This is a genomic window from Brevibacterium sp. 2SA (assembly GCF_005502845.1).
Lineage (GTDB): Bacteria > Actinomycetota > Actinomycetes > Actinomycetales > Brevibacteriaceae > Brevibacterium.
This window is the reverse complement of sequence record NZ_SCMW01000020.1, coordinates 34,950-54,936: the sequence shown is the minus strand read 5'-3', so window position 1 is coordinate 54,936 and position 19,987 is coordinate 34,950. Positions and strand designations below refer to the sequence as shown.

15 protein-coding genes and 1 pseudogene are annotated in these 19,987 nt (G+C 64.2%); 8 read left to right on the top strand and 8 right to left on the bottom strand.

Features of this window, described 5'->3' with window-relative positions; all coding sequences use genetic code 11:
- Positions 1-483: pseudogene (locus FFS20_RS18330) on the bottom strand (hypothetical protein); the annotation flags it as partial.
- Positions 484-888: 405 nt separating this feature from the next.
- Between FFS20_RS18330 and rpmH the strand changes: the two are divergent.
- The 8 genes from rpmH (at position 889) to FFS20_RS09300 (ending at position 6,681) form a co-directional block, all read left to right on the top strand.
- Positions 889-1,026: a 50S ribosomal protein L34 gene (gene rpmH, locus FFS20_RS09335; RefSeq protein WP_009376895.1), complete on the top strand. Its 138-nt coding sequence runs from the start codon at positions 889-891 to the stop codon at positions 1,024-1,026.
- 3 nt (positions 1,027-1,029) lie between these two features.
- Positions 1,030-1,407, top strand: a complete 378-nt coding sequence (gene rnpA, locus FFS20_RS09330; protein ID WP_137825568.1) for a ribonuclease P protein component — start codon at positions 1,030-1,032, stop codon at positions 1,405-1,407.
- On the top strand, positions 1,379-1,750 hold the full coding sequence (gene yidD, locus FFS20_RS09325) for a membrane protein insertion efficiency factor YidD (protein ID WP_349290521.1): 372 nt from the start codon (positions 1,379-1,381) through the stop codon (positions 1,748-1,750). Before rnpA ends, yidD begins: the two co-directional genes overlap by 29 nt.
- A 106-nt stretch (positions 1,751-1,856) precedes the next feature.
- On the top strand, positions 1,857-2,813 hold the full coding sequence (gene yidC / locus FFS20_RS09320; RefSeq protein ID WP_137825567.1) for a membrane protein insertase YidC: 957 nt from the start codon (positions 1,857-1,859) through the stop codon (positions 2,811-2,813).
- Positions 2,814-2,821: 8 nt separating this feature from the next.
- Positions 2,822-3,343 carry a R3H domain-containing nucleic acid-binding protein gene (locus FFS20_RS09315; RefSeq protein ID WP_137825566.1) on the top strand — a complete coding sequence of 174 codons (522 nt, stop codon included), beginning with the start codon at positions 2,822-2,824 and terminating at the stop codon, positions 3,341-3,343.
- Positions 3,336-3,974, top strand: coding sequence for a 16S rRNA (guanine(527)-N(7))-methyltransferase RsmG (gene rsmG / locus FFS20_RS09310; protein WP_137825565.1), 639 nt, complete (start codon positions 3,336-3,338; stop codon positions 3,972-3,974). Before FFS20_RS09315 ends, rsmG begins: the two co-directional genes overlap by 8 nt.
- A gap of 66 nt (positions 3,975-4,040) precedes the next feature.
- A complete protein-coding gene (locus tag FFS20_RS09305) occupies positions 4,041-4,937 on the top strand; it encodes a ParA family protein (RefSeq protein ID WP_137825564.1) in 897 nt (298 codons plus the stop codon).
- A 556-nt stretch (positions 4,938-5,493) separates the two neighbouring features.
- Positions 5,494-6,681 (top strand): ParB/RepB/Spo0J family partition protein, encoded by a 1,188-nt coding sequence (locus FFS20_RS09300; protein ID WP_249356762.1) that lies wholly within the window; start codon positions 5,494-5,496, stop codon positions 6,679-6,681.
- 3,446 nt (positions 6,682-10,127) lie between these two features.
- Here FFS20_RS09300 and FFS20_RS09295 read toward each other — a convergent pair.
- From FFS20_RS09295 to FFS20_RS09260, 7 genes are all read right to left on the bottom strand, one after another.
- The gene (locus FFS20_RS09295; protein ID WP_137825562.1) at positions 10,128-11,264 is read right to left on the bottom strand and encodes a peptidoglycan-binding protein; all 1,137 of its coding nucleotides are present in this window, start codon (positions 11,262-11,264) and stop codon (positions 10,128-10,130) included.
- 93 nt (positions 11,265-11,357) lie between these two features.
- A complete protein-coding gene (gene trxA, locus FFS20_RS09290; protein WP_137825561.1) occupies positions 11,358-11,675 on the bottom strand; it encodes a thioredoxin in 318 nt (105 codons plus the stop codon).
- Between the two features lie 148 nt (positions 11,676-11,823).
- Positions 11,824-12,813: a thioredoxin-disulfide reductase gene (trxB, locus tag FFS20_RS09285; RefSeq protein WP_137825560.1), complete on the bottom strand. Its 990-nt coding sequence runs from the start codon at positions 12,811-12,813 to the stop codon at positions 11,824-11,826.
- 161 nt (positions 12,814-12,974) lie between these two features.
- Entirely contained in the window at positions 12,975-15,422 is a 2,448-nt protein-coding gene (locus tag FFS20_RS17920; protein WP_249356760.1) for a virulence factor MviN, read from the bottom strand.
- A 53-nt stretch (positions 15,423-15,475) separates the two neighbouring features.
- Positions 15,476-17,089, bottom strand: a complete 1,614-nt coding sequence (gene murJ / locus FFS20_RS09270) for a murein biosynthesis integral membrane protein MurJ (protein WP_137825559.1) — start codon at positions 17,087-17,089, stop codon at positions 15,476-15,478.
- Entirely contained in the window at positions 17,090-19,396 is a 2,307-nt protein-coding gene (locus FFS20_RS09265) for a DUF6049 family protein (protein WP_137825558.1), read from the bottom strand.
- Between the two features lie 42 nt (positions 19,397-19,438).
- The gene (locus tag FFS20_RS09260) at positions 19,439-19,927 is read right to left on the bottom strand and encodes an NUDIX hydrolase (protein ID WP_171007038.1); all 489 of its coding nucleotides are present in this window, start codon (positions 19,925-19,927) and stop codon (positions 19,439-19,441) included.
- Positions 19,928-19,987 lie beyond the last annotated feature (60 nt).

Sequence of the window (19,987 nt, the reverse complement as noted above, 5' to 3'; positions counted from 1 at the left end):
GGACTGTGGGACGACCGCGAACGACAACAGAGAGGATCGACGGTGTCGAATTCCAAGAACGAGCTCATGCGTCGGGGCCGTCGCCGAGGCGGTCTGACCGGTGGGTGCCGAGGCGGTCGTCGATCCGTGTCCTGCCGGCGTCGTGGCGGTGGCAGGCGCGGCGGTGGTGTGGTCGGTCTCGTCGATGAGCTCCTCGAAGCGGATGGGGACGTCGAGTTCGGGATCGACGACGAACCCGAAGGTCACGTCGAAGCCGATGACCCGAGAGAACTCCCTGGTCAGAGGTTCACGGAGGCGGGTCTCGATGGTGCGCCGGGAATGCTCGTCGCGGACGGCGAGGAGGACGAGGGCGTTGTCGACGATCGCCTTGGGCAGCGCGAGGTAGAGGAAGCTCTTCTGATGCTTCGTGAGGTCGGCGTCCTCATCCAGATTGGAGACCACCGTTCGCCATTGGCTGATGAGCTCGTTCTTGGAATTCGACACCGTCGATCCTCTCTGTTGTCGTTCGCGGTCGTCCCACAGTCCACACCTGTGCATGACTTCCACACAGTTTTCCACAGTTTGTGGAGGACTGACGAGTCGGCCGGGCAATCCTCCACACGGGTGGATAAGCGTGTGGAAAACTACATGATTGTGACTTGTGGAAGACGGCAGTCGACGCGGAGATGAACGTGAGTGAACGGGCTGAAACGGTGACGTGAAACATGATCGGCCGGTTTGACCGGTCTCTCCGGCCTTGGCTAAGATGGAGTGTCCTGTGTACCGGGCTGCATCCGATTCTGTTCTAGCTCTTATGCACAGGAGTGCTCGGCGGTCGAGACTCGCACCGCCGTTTTTTGTGAGAACGCGTCAGGCGTTCACCCGCAACCCAGAAATCGGAGACCTCAAGTGAGCAAGCGTACTTTCCAGCCGAACAACCGCAAGCGTGCCAAGAAGCACGGCTTCCGCCTGCGCATGCGGACCCGTGCCGGTCGCGCCATCCTGGCTTCGCGTCGTCGCAAGGGACGTTCCGAAGTCTCGGCCTGACCTTTGATCCCGGATGCGCACCGGCTCCGGCGCGGCGAGGACTTCAGACGAGTCTTCAGAGCCGGCGTTCGGGTGCGCTCGGACCACCTCATGGCGCACAGCCTGTCAGAGGCAGATGATTCCCACGCCCCGCGCGTGGGTTTCATCGTATCCAAGGCCGTCGGCAACGCGGTCAAGCGCAACAAGGTGAAGCGCCGGCTGCGGGAGATCATGCACCCGAGGCTGGCGGAGATGGAGACCGGCAGCCTGTTCGTCATCCGAGCACTGCCCAATGCCACCGAGGCGGCCTTCGCCGACCTCGAGACCGAAGTGGGCGAGCTCATCGAGAAGGCCCGGAAGAAGCAGCAGAATCGTGGACGCCGAACACGACCTCAGACATGAGTCGGAGGTGCCGCGCCGCCCGGCAGGATTCTGGCCGGGGGTGTGGTGGTTCCTGCGCATCGCGCCGCGGATGCCCTTCGTCTGGTTCATCCGGGCGTATCGGGTCGTCGTCTCCCCGCTCTACGGACAAGTCTGCCGGTACTATCCGAGCTGCTCGATGTACGGGCTCGAGGCCTTCGAGATACACGGAGTTCTCAAGGGAATGGTGTTAACTGGATGGCGGATACTGCGGTGCAATCCGTTCTCCCACGGCGGGGTCGATCACGTTCCCGGCTCCGCCCGCGAAGCCCGGTCCGCGGCGATGAGAACCACGGGCTCCGGACACGGGCAGGAGCGCTCGTGATCGCCCGTCCCGCGCGGGACGTACCGGTCCGCGCCCATGTCGCGACCGACTGACAACAATGGCACAATGAACGACGCGCACGAGTCGTTGTAACGAGGAGAACTGAATGGACTGGATCGACAACTTGCTCTACCCCCTGCAGTGGGTAGTGGCATGGATCCTCGCGATCTTCCACGACATCTTCACCGCACTCGGACTCCCCGCCGCGAACGGCTGGACATGGGTCCTCTCGATCGCCGGCCTCACCGTCGTCATCCGTGCGCTCCTCATCCCGCTCTTCGTCTACCAGATCCGTGCTCAGCGCAAGATGCAGCTCCTCCAGCCCGAGATCCAGCGGCTGCAGGCGAAGTACAAGGGCAAGAAGGACCAGTACTCCCGCCAGGCCATGGCCGAAGAGCAGATGAGCCTCTTCCGCGACAACAAGACGAGCCCGTGGGCGTCATGTCTGCCGCTGCTCGTGCAGATGCCGATCTTCTTCTCGCTCTTCCGCGTCATCCACAACATGCAGGGCGTGGCTGAAGGCCGCATCGACGCGATCGGCGGTCTCACCCAGGAGCTCGCGCAGCAGGCCGAGGAGTCCTCGGTCTTCGGCGTCTCGCTGTCGGCGACGTTCATGGATCCGGGCATCACCGTCAAGGTGCTCACCGCGGTCCTCATCATCATCATGGCTGCGACGATGTTCATCACGCAGAAGCAGATGATGGCGAAGAACATGTCGGAGGCCGCGATGGCCAACCCGATGATGCAGTCGCAGAAGATGCTCCTCTACATCATGCCGGTCGTCTTCGGCGTCGGCGGCATCTACTTCCCGCTCGGTGTGCTCTTCTACTGGCTCGTGTCGAACACGTGGACGATGGTCCAGCAGCACATGGTCATCAGGAACATGCCCGCGCCGGGGTCGAAGGCGGAGAAGGAGATGCTCGAGCGCAAGGCGCGCAAGGGCAAGACCGTTCCGCAGGCAGAGGTCAAAGGCGCCGCTGTCCCCGCCGAGGAGGCTCCGAAGTCGTCCGGGCAGCGTCAGCAGCCTGTGAGCAAGAACCGCAAGAAGAACAAGAAGCGCTGAGGTAGGACATGTCAGAAGAAGTCATCGACGACAAGGCTGCGAAGCCGACCCGGGCCGAGCTCCTCGAGGAAGAGGGCGAGATCGCGGCGGATTATCTCGAAGAGCTCATGGACATCGCCGACATCGACGGTGACATCGACATCGATGTCGCCGATGGGCGTGCGCAGCTGTCCATCGTGTGTGAGGACGAGGACGACTCGAACCTGCGCACACTCGTCGGTCGCGACGGCAAGACTCTCGGGGCTCTGCAGGAGCTCTGCCGACTCGCTGTGCAGACGAGCACGGGTCAGCGTTCATGGCTCATGCTCGACATCGACGGCTACCGCTCGAACCGCCGTGATGAGCTCATCGGCAAGGCCGAGGCCGCGATCGAACAGGTCAAGGAGTCCGGCGAGGAGTTCGCGTTCAAGGCGATGAACAGCTTCGAGCGCAAGATCATCCACGACCAGGTCGCCAAGGCCGGTCTGGTGTCGGAATCGGAAGGCGAAGGCGAGGGCCGTCACGTCGTCGTCCGCCCCGCAGATGACTGACCTGTCCGCGCTCGAGGTTCCCCCGGCGGGGACCGAAGAGTACTTCGGTGAGGCGTTCCCGCTGGCCCAGCGCTACGCGGAGCATCTGGCGACCACGGGCATCGAGTGGGGTCTCATCGGACCGCGGGAGATCGACCGACTGTGGACGCGCCACATCCTCAACTGTGCGGTCGTCGCCGAATTCGTGTCCTCCGACGACGTCGTCGGGGATGTGGGCAGCGGCGCCGGACTGCCCGGGATCCCGATCGCACTCATGCGCCCGGAGGCGAAGGTCGTGCTCATCGAGCCGATGGAGCGCCGGGTCGAATGGCTGAAGATGGTCGTCGACGATCTCGGACTGGATAATGTCCGGATCGTCAGGGCCCGTGTCGAGGACCTCGTCGACGAGGAGATGTTCAGCGTCGTCACGGCGCGGGCCGTCAAGGCGATGACGACACTCGTCGAATGGACCCACGACGTCATCGGGCCCGAGGGCCGGATCCTCGCGCTCAAGGGTGAGTCGGTCGAGGGTGAGCTCGTCAAAGCGAAGAAGCTGCTCAAACGCTACCGCTTCGGGCAGCCGACGATCCACGTCGTCGACGGCGGAATCCTCGAGGTTCCCAGTCGCGTCGTGGAAATAGCGAAGAAATAGAACGAACCAAATGTGGTCTAGGCTGTCAGTAGCTTTGTGAACCCGATGGATGATGGAGTGCGCCGAATGCCGATCATGGACGAGTCGTCTCCGATAGGTGCCGCGATCGCTCGCGACAATCGTCGTGCCGACCGCCTTGCGCAGGTCAGCTTTCCCAAGCCGGACTCCACTCGCATCTTCACGATCGCCAATCAGAAGGGCGGTGTGGGGAAGACGACGACGGCGGTGAACATCGCCGGAGCCCTGGCGAAGCAGAACCTCAACGTCCTCGTCATCGACATCGACCCGCAGGGCAATGCGAGCACGGCGCTCGGCATCGATCACTACTCCGATGTCACGAGCATCTACGATGTGCTCATCGATGATGTGCCGATGCGCGACGCTGTCGCTCAGGCACCGGACTTCGACTCTCTCGTCTGTGTGCCGGCGACGATCGACCTGGCCGGGGCGGAGATCGAACTCGTGTCCCTCGTCGCCCGTGAGCAGCGCCTGCAGCGCTCGTTGGGTCTCTACCTCGAGGAGCGGGCGGCCGCCGGGGATCGGGTCGACTACGTCATCATCGACTGTCCGCCGAGCCTCGGACTGCTCACCGTCAATGCCTTCGTCTCGGCCCGTGAGGTCCTCATCCCGATCCAGTGCGAGTACTACGCACTCGAGGGGCTGAGCCAGCTGCTCAAGAACATCCAGCTCATCCAGAAGCACCTCAACCCGCAGCTGTCGGTCTCGACGATCCTGCTGACGATGTACGACGGGCGCACGAACCTCAGCGCTCAGGTGGCCGAGGATGTGCGGACGCACTTCCCGGAGCAGGTTCTCGGGACGGCCATTCCGCGTTCCGTGCGGATCTCCGAGGCACCGAGCTACGGTCAGACTGTCATCACCTATGATCCCCATTCCAGCGGCGCTCTGTCCTACCTGGAAGCTGCTGAAGAGATCGCGAATCGAGGAGTGGAACGTGGCTGAACGCAAGAAGCGCGGGCTGGGACGGGGTCTCGGCGCGCTCATCCCCGACGCTGCGACGAGCGATCGTCCCGTCGATGTCTTCTTCTCCGGCGGCAGCGCCGAGGAGCAGTCGCGCAGTTCAGCCACGGCCGAGGACGCGAAGTCGACCCGGACGCGTCGGACCGACCCGGCTGCGTCGATGCAGTCATCTCGCCGTCGCAAGCCGAAGTCGGAGGCGACGGAGAGCTCCTCCGCGGCTGGGACCCGGGCCCCCGGTTCGAAGGCCTCTACGGCCCGAACCGGCGCTGCGAAGACCGGTGCTGCTAAGACCGGTGCTGCAGCCAAATCGGGCACGGGAGCCAAGGCCGGCTCCGCCGCGGAGACAGGTTCGGCGAAGTCGAGCGGTGCGAAGATCGCGTCGACAGCGAAGTCCTCCTCTGCCAAGTCCTCGACCCGAAAAGCGTCGACAGCGAAATCGTCGACTGCTAAGAGCACGACTGCGAAGACCACGACTGCGAAGACTGCAAAAGCGAAGTCCGAGGCCGCGAAGGCCGCGACCAGCAATGTGGCGTCACCTGTGAACAAGCGGACCGCGGTGAAGCCGTCTCCTGCCCCTGACTCAACAACCGATGACTCGATTGTTGTCGACGAGCAGACGACTGCGTCGTCGGTCGCAGCCAGCGATGCTGCTCGGTCTCTCGGGAGTTCTGCATCGGTCGACGAGGTCGAGATGGTTGATGATGTGCGAGAGCAGCACCCCGGGGTCTATACCTCGAAGGGCGGTTCACTCGACGATGACCGCTCTGCAGCAGACGATTCCGCGGCGGCCGGTGAGCCTGCTGACGACAGTGACAAGCAGTCCCCGAAGCCGGCTACTATTGATGTAGTTGAATCACCGGATGACACCTCGGCGAATGGCGACTCCGAGTTCGATGACGGACCGGGTGTGGATTCGATTCCGGACACCGCGTTCGGAGAAGTCGACGTTGAGCTCATCGACCCGAACCCTCGCCAGCCGCGGACGGTCTTCGATGAGGATCAGCTCGCTGAACTCGTTCACAGCATCCGCGAGATCGGCGTGCTCCAGCCTGTTGTCGTCCGGCGCAAGCCAGGCGCTGAGGAGCGATACGAGCTCATCATGGGTGAGCGCCGTCTGCGGGCGACGAAGGAAGCCGGACTCGGGACGATTCCCGCGATCGTGCGCTTCGTCGACGACACCGACCTGCTCCGAGATGCGCTGCTCGAGAACCTCCATCGTGCTGAACTCAACCCGCTTGAAGAGGCTGCGGCGTATGGACAGCTGCTTGAGGATTTCAACTGCACCCAGGAGGAGCTGTCGGAGCGCATCGGTCGTTCGCGTCCCCAGATCTCCAACACCTTGCGCCTGCTTCGTCTGCCCCCGCTGGTTCAGCGTCGCGTGGCGGCCGGCGTCATCTCCGCAGGACATGCACGGGCGATCCTCGGGCTGAAGGATCCCGAGCAGATGGAAGTCCTTGCGCAGCGGATCGTTGCTGAGGGACTGTCGGTTCGTGCTTCTGAGGAAGCCGTCGTTCTCCTCAATCGCGGAGACTCGGTGAATGTTTCACGTGCAACGTCGCGGGTGGCCCCGGAGTTCATCGAGGTCGCCGAACGACTCGGTGATCGTCTCGACACGAAGGTCAACATCACCGTCGGCAAACGCAAGGGAAAGTTGAGCGTCGAGTTCGCGAATCAGGAGGATCTCGATCGAATCCTTTCGCTGCTTGGCGTCAAGTCCGCCGAGTAGTCTCTCCAGTTAGCCCCTCAGGGTAGGCAGCTGTCTGCCCGGCTATTCGGTCACGTGACGATCAAATGTCCGAAGTGATTGTAAGACTTGGTGACTGGCGAAAGTTTGCGCCGGCCGTTTCGCGTCAGTCTCGCTTTCGAGGTTTGAGAATCTTCACTCATCCAGCGAACCGCGACTTGCCGCAGCCTATGGTTTCACGTGAAACGGTCCATCGCCGCTGTATGCGAGGGCGACGGACAAGCTGCTTACGCTGACGAGCGAGCAGGATGCGTGACGTTGGTGCTTCATTGTTGCCTCGCTTGTGCAGTTACTGTCGGTGCGGATGTGGATCGTCCTAGCTGTTTCGATCTGGAGAATTTTTACCGTCGAGCTGCATCTTTTCACGCAGAACAGGTAATCCGTGTTCCTGACGCAGTTTCGATCGCTCAGCATGCAGGTTGTAGGGTCGATTCAATCGGGTCGTGTCGGGAATGCTCGACTTCTTCGCTCTGGTTTCACGTGAAACGGAGCCGTAATCGATGACTCCGTGTATGCGGTCATGCCGTGTCGGTTGACCTTAACGGCTGCGAAGATTGTGGCGACGTGTCGGTCAGCGTCACCCGCCCGCTGGGCCAGGATTGAGATGGGTTTGCTGTCCTCCCTCGAGTGCGATGAAAAAACTCCTCGTTCGGGGCCGTTGTTGTGGCTGCAGCGACACATACCTGTAGTTGTTTACGGCGGCCACTGGCCACGGTTCTACCCGCCGCCCCTCGTCCTGCTCGGTGTATCTGTTCGATCTCGGGCGTAGAGATCGCGCTATGGATTCCGGGGCTCCCGTGGAGTACGAGTCGGAATGAATCACTTACAGTTTTGCTTTCACCCCTCGCGCGGGCATGAAGAGCGTTTCAGGTGATACAGGGGGTTTCACGTGAAACATCGTGGCCTGTTGGCAAAAGTTCTGTACGACCAGTGTCGAAGCGCTGCACAACGTGCGACGGGCGAAGTCGAAATACTGCACAACATGCGATGGGGGAATACGAACTGCTGGCCGAGGTTCGTTACCGAGATTCGTGAGTTCATTCTCTTCGCAGTTTCACGTGACACTGCCCTTCAAAGGATGTATGTGACTTCACGTGAGTCTGAGGTCCACAGCATGCCGTTCGTTTCACGTGAAACAGCGCTTCATGGGTTCTATAAGGTTTCACGCGGGACTATGCTCTACAGCTTGTCGTCCGTTTCACGTGAAACAGCGCTTCCTAACGCGTGGGGCTCGCCGTCGCTCCTACTACCCCGAGGACTGCTTCTACGTTTTAAACCTAAGTGGTCAAATCACAGTTGCTCCCTGCGTCGAACTAGTGGTTTCACGTGAAACGCCCTCAGTGAAGCTGGTCCGGGGGCCTGCCCCCGTAAGTGGGTTCGTGAAACATTCTGGTTGTTGCATGCAGTCGACCGCAAACCGAGCCCGGTTGGGTTCTCAGAAGCGACGAATAGTCGACACACTTCTCGGCCGCTGGGCGATGGAGTGCGCGAGTTCATTTCGTCGACAGCCTGCAATGCGCCCCCACTAAGGGTGTCTACAACGAAGACGGCGTTAGAGAAACGTTCGCGTTTGCTACTGCGGTCGGGCACGAGGCCGCGCGCCGGTGTCTGCGTTTGGGAACGGGGTTACTTGCTTGATAATGGCCCCTGGCCAACGCTTCGGTTGAGAGGTGCGACCCTCCTCGATTTGAAGCATTATGTTCGACCTACAGGCTAGTTTCACGTGAAACGGAGAATCCCCGGATCGATGACCTGCCTTGTGGGCGGTCTCGGCTAAGTCTTGCACAGGCGTCGGGCTACTGAGTTCGGGTGCGTTACGTGAAACTGCCCATCCGGAAGGTCCGGGAGCATGGAGCGGCTCTACGCTCGGCGTACGTCGATCGAAGTGTCCCCCTCTTGAGCCCTAGAAAGAGTGCTGAAGCTTGGCGGCGGATGGTTCGGAGTCCTCAAGTTCGGACAGTCGATGAGGGTTCTCAGGTCGAGAGACTGCTGCCCTACGGTTTGAGCTTTCTGTCAAAGATATTCAGCTGCATCGTGACGTTTCACGTGGAACGGTAGGCAAAGCGGTATTCCCTGGCGTTGAAGAGAACTCTCGATCAATCAACTGCCTCGGGAATGCCACTCGTTGCTTTCATTCCTGATTGTTCATCTTTGGCATACTGGCGGCGCTGGTCTCGGTTTGGGCAGCTCCGGCAGGATCGCAATCAGTTGAAGTCAGATTTCCTATGCGGTCGTTAGCACTCAGCGCTGAGGTCGACGGAACCATGAGCGGACTTAGTTCGTACAAAGTGGGCGTCGAGTCCTCAGGGCATGGTTGGGAGAACCCGCTTGATTCCGACCTCTAACGATCCAACGCCGGGTTTCAATGCTTGTCGGAGAGACCCCAGACGACATGCCTTTCGTGATACCGCCGCGGTGTTTCACGTGAAACGGCCGGTGTGTTTCACGTGAAACCCTCACTCTGGGACATGGTAGCGACGAGGATGCCAGGCGTATGCTGCCAACCGCGGAGTCGACGTTGTCGTTCTCGGAGAGGGAGTAGAGGGGTGTCACGCTGGGAATTCTGGGGCAGCGGAACAGACCACAGTCCGGGTCGGCGACAAGACAACAGCTCATTCTCCGTGCGGCTGTTTACCCTTTTTTGCTACGGCTGAGTATGTGTTTGTGTACTTATCGCGCGGACAGATGTGTGATTGACGGACCGAGAGTACCTCGCGTGCCCGAGCTGCTTCGCTCATTCCCTAGTAGGTACCGGCGAGTATTCGCGTGGCCATGACTGCATTTGGTCTGCGGAGAAGCGGCGAGGCCAAGAACGTGTTCGGTCTATGAGGTGTTCGGTTACCGGGATTCCGACATAGATACGGCTGTATTCTGAATGAGGAGGTCGCTGTAATCGATAGCCGTGCAGTGAGGTGGCCAAGAACGTTGCCGTTTCACGTGAAACGGCAACGATGTCCCGATGCCTCAGATCTGTGGAATCGCCGCATAGTCGTCCGATTCAATCCGTCTTGCGATCACGTACGTGGACGCTGCCGCCGATCTCGAGAGAGATCCGACAGTTCGACCGTTGGCAGTTATGGCCTGAGCGCGGTCCGGTTGTCGACCGATTCGGTCAGCGGCTGCTGTGGGTGTTCGTTCACACATCCGAAACGCAATGGCCAGGGCGCATTGGTCCGAAACCACTGGCGCGAAAGCAGTGACTTGAATACGCAGCCCCGAAACCAGTACCTCGAAGACGCTACTTCGACAACGCTACGGCAATAACGCTTCCCCGAACGTGTTGCCTCGTACGCGGTGCCTCTAACGGTCTGACAATGGAGCCGACCCAGCCAGAAGGAGCCGACCGGACTCGCATGGAAGGTGGAATACTCGCGAAGCTTCAGGACCCGATCTCGGAGCAGCTGCGGACTCCGGTATTCGGCCTCGTGTCAGCCGTAGGCCTTGATCTCGGCGAGGCTGAGCGTCCCGGTTGCCGGGTCGGCGTCCTCCTTGACGTAGAGGCGCTGCAGCGCTGCGGCGATGCCGTCGGCGATGGCGTCTCTCACCGCGGGGTCCTCGAGGTTGCTGCGATCGTCGGCATTGGTGAGGTATCCCGTGACGACATGGACCTTAGGCGTGCGGAGTCGTTTGAGAGACGACCACGTCCGTCCGTGCGATCGGCAGTCAAGCATTCCCGTGCGCGCAGTGATCTCGCTCTGGATGAGCGAGGCCAGCCGTTTCCCGACAGGCGAGTTGAGATCCGGGTGCTCCTCGTGTCCGAAATAGAACGTCGCGAGACCGTTCGCTCCGGGCGTGCGGCTGACGTCGGCGGTGACGGTGATGACAGCTGAGGCACCGAGCTGATCTGCGGCGTTGATCTCAGCCGCGTCGCCGTCGAGGACGATGGCCCCGGCCCCGACCGCCTCGAGGCGTCCGGCCAGACGTCCGGCTACATCTGTAGTGACATCCCGTTCGAGCTTCGACTGCCACTCATTCATCGGCAGCGTGACGAAGTCGGTCGTGGTGGTGGCGGCTTCGATGACGAAGGTCCGACCGGCCAAAGAGGTTCCGGACGCGGCGACGCGTGCCGTCTCCTCGAGAGCATAGAGGTTTCCGGTCGTGTGCTTGCGATCGACGGCTTCGAGGCCACGGAGAGTCTGTGGACCGGCGATGCCGTCGACCTTCGCTCCCAGACCCATCTGCAGCTCTTTGACGGCCTCTTCGGTGGCCGCGCCGTACTCTGCGTCGATGCGGCCGGCGTAGAAGCCGAGACCCGACAGGCTGCGCTGGAGGGTGAGCACATCATCGCCTGTGAGGACCTTGACGGGGTCGAAACGGAGCACACGGTCACCGAGCTGGAAACGAGCACGATCGAGCTCTGTGAACGTCTCAGAGCCGAGCACACCATCGCAGAGGATCCCCCGTGTCTGCTGGAACTGCCGAACGGCGAGTTCGAACGGCCGGTCGAAGTCCTCTCCGCGGGGGTCGCCGACATTGAGACCCAGACGTGCCATCTGCGATTTGATCGCCGGCAGGACCTCTGAAGCGTCTCCGCTTCTGAACTGCGGTCGTTCCTGGTGATTCAATGTCGTGCCAATCTGCTGTGCTGAGGGTGTGAAACTGCGGGGATGTACGCCGAAGGCGCCTGTTGATATTACAACAGGCGCCTTGGAACTTGATCAGATGAAGTCTTTGAGCTCGTCTTCGAGGGCAGGCTTCGGGCGGGCGCCGATGATGGTCTTCGCGACCTCGCCGTCCTTGAAGACGTAGAGAGCGGGAATCGAGGTGATTCCGTACTTGCTCGCGGTCTCGAGGTTTTCGTCGGTGTTGACCTTGACGACGGTGAGCTTGTCAGCGTTCTCGTCGGCGATCTGATCGACGATGGGGCTGACCATGCGGCAGGGCCCGCACCAGGGTGCCCAGAAGTCGACAAGCACTGGCTTGTCCGACTTGAGGACGGTGTCGTCGAATGTGGCGTCAGTTACGTCGGTCGACATGATCTCCCTTTCTGCTGGTGAGTGTCATAAGCGGCAACAGCGTGCGCTCGGGTTTCATTCCCCGAGTCCGAGGCGCGCCGGGCCGACGATCCTCCGGCCCTCAAGGAGATCTGCTCCTCAGGGCAACCGGATCCTCAGGGAAACGGGCTCAGGCGTTCATCACCTCGACGGCGGCTTCGTGGTCACCTTCGGCTTCGAGGACATCGGAGGCCTCGAGATCCGCGAGGTAGTTCTCCGCGTCGAGGGCCGCAGCGCAACCGGATCCGGCTGCGGTGATCGCCTGACGGTAGACGGAGTCGATGACGTCGCCGGCTGCGAAGACGCCCTCGACAGCGGTCTTCGACGAGCGGCCCTCGACCTCGAGGTAGCCGTCTGGACGCAGCGGCAGCTGCTCGGCGAACAGGCTCGTGCGGGGGTCCGAGCCGATGGCGACGAACAGGCCGGTCACCGGCAGCTCTGACGTCTCTCCCGTCACCGTATTGCGCACGGTGATCCCGGTCAGCGCGTCGTCGCCGTGGATCGCCTCGACCTCGGTGTCGAGCATGTACTCGAGCTTGTCGTCGGCCTTCGCCCGATCCTGCATCGCCTGCGAGGCACGCAGCTCCTGCCGGCGGTGGATGAGCGTGACCTTCGAGGCGAAGCGAGTGAGGAACGTCGCCTCTTCCAGCGCTGAATCGCCACCGCCGACGACGGCGATGTGCTGGTCACGGAAGAAGAAACCGTCGCAGGTTGCGCACCAGCTCACTCCGTGGCCCGACAGCTTCTTCTCATTCGGCAGCCCCAGCTCGCGGTAGGCCGATCCCGTGGCGAGGATGACGGCCTTCGCGGTGTAGCGGGACCCGAGAGCGGTTTCGATCTGATGGGCACCGGGGTGCAGCTTGAGCGTCTCGACGTCGTCGTAGATGACCTGAGCCCCGAACCGCTCCGCCTGCTCGCGCATGTTCTCCATGAGCTCAGGGCCCTGGATGCCCGCCGGGAAACCGGGGTAGTTCTCGACGTCGGTGGTGTTCATGAGCTCGCCGCCGGCCGTCACCGAGCCCGCGATGACCACAGGAGACAGGTTGGCCCTCGCGGCGTAGATCGCGGCCGTGTATCCGGCCGGTCCCGACCCGATGATCACGAGTTGAGTGTCAGTCATGTGCGTTCCCTGTCCCTGTTGTGTGTTCTGTCATGTCGCGCCGCGGAGGCGCTGATTGGGTGTTCTCTAGGTAACCGAGCATACTCGGTGACTATTCCTCGCCGAGGCTGTCGATCGGTGCCGACCGCCCGACGGGGTTCGCGTGTCATCCGTTCGCGTCGCTAGGTGATGTCGACGGTGCTGATGACGGCCCTGTAGCCGCCGTCGTCGCGGGGCAGCTCGGTGACCCAGAGGATGAGGCTGTCGGTGTCGACGCCCTCATCGAGCGTGACGGTGACTCCGTCCTTCGCATCGTCGAACTCCCCTTCGCCCACCTTCTTCGCCGACTCGGGGTCAGATCCGCTGAGGATCTCGAACGCTCCGCCGGACGTCGACGCGACGACGGTGACCTCACTGACGGGGGCCTTCTTCTCGAACTCGAAGAGCAGACCGACGCCGTCCTTGAGGTTGCCGAACTCCGCCGAGTTGTACCGGTCGGTGCGCCACGAGCCCTTCTCGCCCTTGATGACGTCCTTGGCCTGATCGTCGTTCTCCGTGTCATCGCCCTGCGGATCGAGCGCCGTGACCTTGTCGATCACCGGCGGCTCAGCCTGAGGCTCTTCCGTCGGCTGCTCTTCGGCCGGCTGACTCGGAGCCGTCGAGGCGGGTGCGGCGGTCGGCTCGTCCCCGCCCGAGTTGAGGTTGACGACGATGATGCCGATGATGACGGCTGCGACGACGAGGAGACCGAGGACGAGCAGCGCGAAGGGCTTGCGGGTGCGCGCCTTCGCCGCCTGCGGGTCCTCATCGGCTGCGACGGCCCGGGAGCTCGCTGCCGCGCCCCCGCCGTGGCCGCCTGGCCCACCGGCGGCAGGCGACTGCGCACCCGTGCCGCCGGGGGGCTGCGCACCGGCTCCGCCGGCACCAGCGGCGACTCCAGCACCAGCGGCTGCTCCCGCGACTCCGGCAGCTCCGGCACCAGCAGCGGCTCCGGCAGCGGGGCTGCGACCGCTCGAGGGCGAACCGCCTGTGCCGGAGGCTCCTGCTCCTGCGGACCCCGCACCGCCACCGGAACCCGAACCGCCGTTGCCCGAGCGGGCAGCGGCGGTCCCGGCGCCGAGGCCGGCTGCCGTGGGGCCGTCGTCGACGGTCTCCGGTGAGAGCCGGCGCATCTGCTTCGGCGGAGTCGCGGCGTTGGCCTCCTCCTGGCGGGCGGCGGAGGACGCCTCGAGTGCTGCCAGACGCCTGCGCGCCTCTTCCTCCTTGGCCTTCGAGATCCGGCGCTCACGCTCGTATTCGCGCAGCTGATGCTCGCGCTGCTGTTCCGAGGTCTCGAACATCCCCCCGAGGAACCACGAGCCGTCGTCCTCGTCGTCGATGATGACGCGGGTGTCGTTCTCGTCCTCCGCCTCGTCGAGCGCGACGATGTCGAGGGCCTGAGTGTCAGGCTCGGGTTCGTCGCGATTGAGGATCGGCGAGGTGAGGTTCTCGTCGTATTCGTGGGCCGAGTAGCCCGAGTACTCCGAGTAGGTCTGTTCCGGCTGCCACTCGTCCCAGTCCTTCGCGGCATTGTCGATCTGCTCGGCCCCGATCGGGAAGCTCGACGCCTTCCGCATCTGCATCCGATCGGCGTATCGCCCGGTGGTGCGACCGGAGACTCCGGCAGCGAGTCCCCTCGTCCCCGGCCGGGTGATGCCGATGCGCACGAGCGCGGCTTTGACCTGGTCCTCGCTCGCCGGTGTCGTCGCTCCGCCGATCGTCGGCGTTCCCGCCGTCGGCAGGCTCGTGGCCTCCTCGAAGCTCGCCGGTGAGGCGTCGAAGAGCTTGTCGTTCTCGGCCGCCGGAGTGCGGTTGACGTAGCGGAGGAGCTCGGCGTCCCACTCGTCGATGAAGCCGAGCACCTCGGCGACGGATCCGGGACCGGGATCGTGCCCGGTGAGCACACCGCTGATGAAATCGTCGAGCTCTGCCGGAACCTCGGGGTTGAGCGCTTTCGCGCGCGCGATCCGGGAGTTCTCCCGCGGAGCCGCAGGCACTCCGCTCATGCCCTCCTCGGCGGGCCAGTAGCCGGTCACCGCCGCATAGAAGAGCCGGATGAGGTCGAGGGCGTCCTGCCGGGAGGCCTTCGTCGGCGTGTAGTCGTCCGGGTCGATGACCCCGGTGCCCAGCGCCAGGGCCGCGTCGATCCCGATACCGGAGACGAGGACGCCGCCGGAGGAGGTGATCCCGACGACGCTCGGCCGGAGGAACATGTGGAAGAGCCCGCGCCGCGCCGAGGTGACGAGAACCGTGCCGATCTCACCGATGAGCGCCTTCGCCGCGTCGACGGGCAGCGGGGTCTTCGGCAGGATCTGTCCGAGTGCGGTGACGGCGATGCGCTGGGACACGACGTAGTCGAGGCCGTTCGAATGGCCGACGTCGAGGGTCGGCGCGATGCGGGGATCGCCGAGGATCGAGACGCGCTGGGCGGCTTCGAGGACGTCGGAGGAGGCCTCGGCGTCGGCGACGTGGATGAGGACGGGTTCATCGAGGATTGCATCGAGAGCCGTGCACACTGTGCCGACGGCGGGCTTGTCCTCGAGCCAGGGACGGTCGACCGTTGATACGACATAGCGACCGGCTACGACCATGCCGGGTTCGATATCGATCAGGGGGATCACCTCCGGGGCGGGGATTGGGCAGGCTATCTCTTCAGTTTCCCAGCTGCGAGCCCAATAATCGAATGCAACTCTCTGACACGGAGCAGAAAACAGGCACCGACATAGACAAGGAGCATGACCGATCCGACGACAGCCGTGGTGACGAAGGCCTGCCACTGACCCGCGAGGGCGAAGTCAGGGAAGAGCAGCAGCATTCCGAATCCGGCGAGGCCGGCTGCCAGCGCCGCGAGGAGGAACTTCACATGCGCCTGCGCGATCGCTCTGATGTCGATGTCGCCGAGGCGGCGGCGCAGGAGTGCGAACGAGAGGATCATCGCGAGCAGGTATCCGAGGCTCATGACGAGGCCGATGATCGCCACCGTCACGGACTTCGGGAAGATCGACGCCGAGAGCACCGCGAGGGACTGGAAGATGATCTGGGGCAGCTGGATGAAGAACGGGGTACGGGCGTCCTCGTACGCGTAGAAGACGCGCTGGGCGAGGTAGTTCGCACTGAACGGGATGAGCCCGAAGACCATCGTGATGATGACGAGCCCGACCGCCGTCGCCTGTTCTCGGCCGGATCCGGCGATGATCATCGCCACGGGCGAGGCGAGGACGACGAGGGCGGCCACGGCGAAGGAGTTGATGAGCCCGACGGTGCGCACGCCCATCGAGAAGTCCGACTTCACCGCCGCCGTGTCGTGGTCGGCGGCGTTCCTGCTCAGCGATGTGAAGAGGGCGGTGGCGAGTGAGACCGCGATGAGCGAGTGCGGAAGCATGAAGACGAGGTAGGCATACGTGTACGCCGCGTTCGACGCGTTCTCTTCCCCCGGCACCGAGGCGCCGGCGGCGACCCGGGAGATGACGAGGAACCCGAGCTGGCCGACGAGCATCGCGGCGAACGTCCAGAATGCGACCTTGCCGGCGGTGCCGAGGCCGACTCCGCGGAATCCGAAGGTCGGTCGGTACGAGAACCCGATGCGCTTGAGGGGCCAGATGAGGATGAGCGCCTGTGCCGCGACCCCGAGTGTCGCTGACCCGCCGAGGAGGGCGATCTTGTCCGGCGTCCACGTGTCGAGGGTGTGCGGGGAGGCGTTGTTCGTGCCGAAGACGACGATGAAGATGGCGAGGCCGATGATCGCGACGATGTTGTTGAGCACCGGGGCCCACATGTACGGGCCGAATGAGGACTTCGAGTTGAGCACCTGGCCGAGCAGCGTGTAGAGCCCGTAGAAGAAGATCTGCGGCAGACACCAGTAGGCGAAGGCCGTGGCCAGCGCGAGCTGTTCGGGACTCCATCCCGAGGAGTAGAGCCACACGAGGATCGGGGCGGCGAGCGTCGCGATGACGGTGACGATCGTGAGCAGGAGGAACGAGAGGGTGAGGAGCCGGTTCGTGTAGTCCTGGCCGCCGTCGTCGCGCTTGGTCGCACGGACGAGCTGCGGCACGAGGACGGCGTTGACGACGCCGCCGGCAAGCAGCATGTAGAGCGTGTTCGGGACTTTGTTCGCGACGTCGAAGGCGTCGGCCTGCACCGCAGTGACGCTGATTGCGAGGGCGAGCAGTGAGGCTTTGACGAGGCCGAGGATCCGCGAGGTCAGGGTGCCTGCCGTCATGATCGCCGACGAGCGGGCGAGCGAGGAGAATGACGCCACTTACTGTCCCTTCCTCTCGGGGTTGTCGTTCTTCGCCCGGGCGACCGCTGCGGCCAGCTGCTGCTCCGGGATCTTCCTGCGTCCGCGGCGCACGGACTTGACCAAGCCGATCACGAACACCGCCGCGAGCGCCAATCCGACGACGGCGGTGCCGATGTTCTCCCAGTCCGCGCGCACCCTGACGAGCAGGGAGGTGCTCTGCGGGAGGACGACCCCGGATTCGGAGATCATCTCGATGCGCGTGGGCACGTCGGCATTGGCGAGTCCCTCGACGGGCACGTCGACGCGCATCGTCTCCGCTGGGGGCACGACGACGGTCTCGGTCGTCTGCGCCCGCAGCTGCGGAGTCTGCGGTTTCATCGAGAGCTTGAGCGTCGCCTCGGCGCCGGAGTCGTTGACGATCGTCACCGGGATCGTCGTCTTCTCCCCGGTGACGAGGAGCACCGACGATCCCTTCTCGAGGTAGAGGCTGTCGAGCTGGGCCTGACTCGTCTGCTGGGCCTGGTCGAGGCACCTCGCGGAGTCGCCGCCGAGCGTCCATGCCACCGAGGTGCAGCCGAGCAGCGCGCGATCGGTGCGGCGATTCGCGGCGTCGGGATCGGTGAAGACGCTGTTGAACTGCGACTGCCGGGCACGGATGTCGGAGAGCCCTTCGAGGGTGCTCGTGGCGATGCGCTCAGGGTCCTGTGCCTTCTGGAGGAGTCCGCGCGGCTGGATGTCGCTGCTGAGCAGGCTGTCGAGGCTCGCGGCGTCGACCCACGGGGATCCTGCGACCGTGGAGACGACCTGCTCCCACTGCGCCGAGGCGGTCGTCCGCGGCAGCGGGACGAGGAGGTGCCGGGACCGGTTGGGGGCCTCGGACTGGATCGCCGCGGTCGTCGCGACGAGTTCGCTCATCGCCGCGGCCGGCCGGTCGGCGGCGATGACGTCGGCACTGGCGGCGGTGAGAGCGGAGTCGCTGATGAGCGTTTCGACCATCGAGCTGCCGTCGGAGTTCGTCCGCGTCTGCGAGTGCGCGCTCTCCCGAATGCCCGACAGCGGCGGCTGCTGGACGTCGTCGAGGATGATCGTTTTGTTGCCGGCCGCCGACAGCGCGGCGAGATCGGCGCGGGTCGCGGTCCCGGCGATCGGCCATCCGATGTCGGTCCGCGCCTTCGGCAGGACGTCCTTGACGAGCCGCTTCTCCTCCTGCGCGAACCGGCCGAGGTCGTCGAGCTCCTTGCCGGCCAGCGATGCCTGATCGGGATCGCCGAAGGGCAGCGCGATGACGGTGTGGGAGCCGGCGGTCTCGAGGAAGTCCCGGTACCACGTGTCGAGCCGCTGTCGACGCTCCGCTGCTGCCTTCTCCTCTTCGGGGCTCTGCGCGCCCGGATCGTCCTCCGGCGGGGCGGTGCCGGCGTCCGTGGCCGGTGCCGAAGGCTCCTCGGTGGCCGCGGTGTCTCCGTCGTCGCCGGGAGGCGCAGGTTCGGCGACGGCGGCCTCGAACGAGGCGATGATCCGCGGGTCGAGCGCGATCGCGACGCCGGGGGTCTTGAGGACTCCGTTGACAGCGGTGAGGGGACCGTCGGCGGCGATGGCCCGATCGAGCTCCTCGGCGCTGATGAGCCCGTCGCCGGTGTAGCCGGGCAGTGTGACCGGGGCGAGGAAGCTGATCCGGGTCTGATCGAACTTCGGATCCGGGTACCACGTCGTGAACGCGACGCCGGTCGCCAATGCCCCCGAGGTGTCGCTGAGCTGGACGCTGAGGCCGCGCGGACCCCACGAGGTGTTCGGTGAGGACCGCGGCAGGCCGAGCTGGTCAGCCGGCACGGTCATCGTGAATTCGCCGGTGGCACCCGGGCCGAGCTGGTCGGCGAACGTCGCGTCGACGGCGGTGACGGGGTCGTTGTCGCCGGAGCTGCCGGCGTCGGCCCGGTTCCTCGCATCGGGTCCGTTGTCGTCGAGATCGGCGATGACGCGGTGCATCGAGGGGTCGGACTTCCACGCCTCGATGCGGTATTCGGCGTCGAGGTTGCGCGTCGACATGCCCAGCCGCAGGGTGGGGTCGGAGATCGCGGCATCCGTCGAATTCGTCACGGTCCCGCGGACCGTGAGCGTCCCGCTGCCGTTGAGCCAGGGGGTCACCTCGGTGAGGGCGATCGAGACTCCGGTTCCCGATTCCCCGCCGTCGGCGGCCCCGGTGCCGCTCGAGCGCGTCGGTGAGGCGGTGCCGGACTGAGTCGCCGAGGCGGTCAGGGGGTACGCGAAGACCGACCCTGCCAGCAGCAGGGTCGCACTCAGCAGCGCGAAGAGGAAGCGCGTGATCACAGGTCCTCTGTCCTCATCCGGCGGTCCACCCGGACACCGCTCTCACAGCTCCCACTGGCGCACCATGGGACGAGCAGCGGCGACGATGCGGCGTTCGTTGGCGAACGACAGCGTCGATCGCAGGTCGTCGAACGGCACCCAGGCGGCGTCGACGGCCTCCTGATCGGGATCGTTGTCGACGGTGAGCGTGCCCGACCGGGCGCGCAGGAGGAAATGGTGGACGAGCTTGTGGATCCGGATGCCGGTGACGGTGAACCAGTAGTCGACGGTGCCGAGCGGGCAGATGACCTGGCCGGAGATCCCGGTCTCCTCCTCGACCTCACGGCGGGCCGCCTCGGCGGCGGTCTCCGCTCCCTCGAGGTGACCCTTGGGCAGGCACCACTCGAGTCGGCCCGCCCGATTGAGCCGGGCGATGACGGCCACACTGAGATCATCGCTGGCGAAGTCGACGACGATGCCCCCGGCGGAAGTCTCCTCGACCGTCGTGCGGCGGGATGCCCGGGGTCCAGGTTTGGGCATCGGTGTGGTCATTCTCCTACCTTAATGGTCGATTCTTGGAAGTTTCGTCCGACGCGCTCCCGGTAGGCTGGA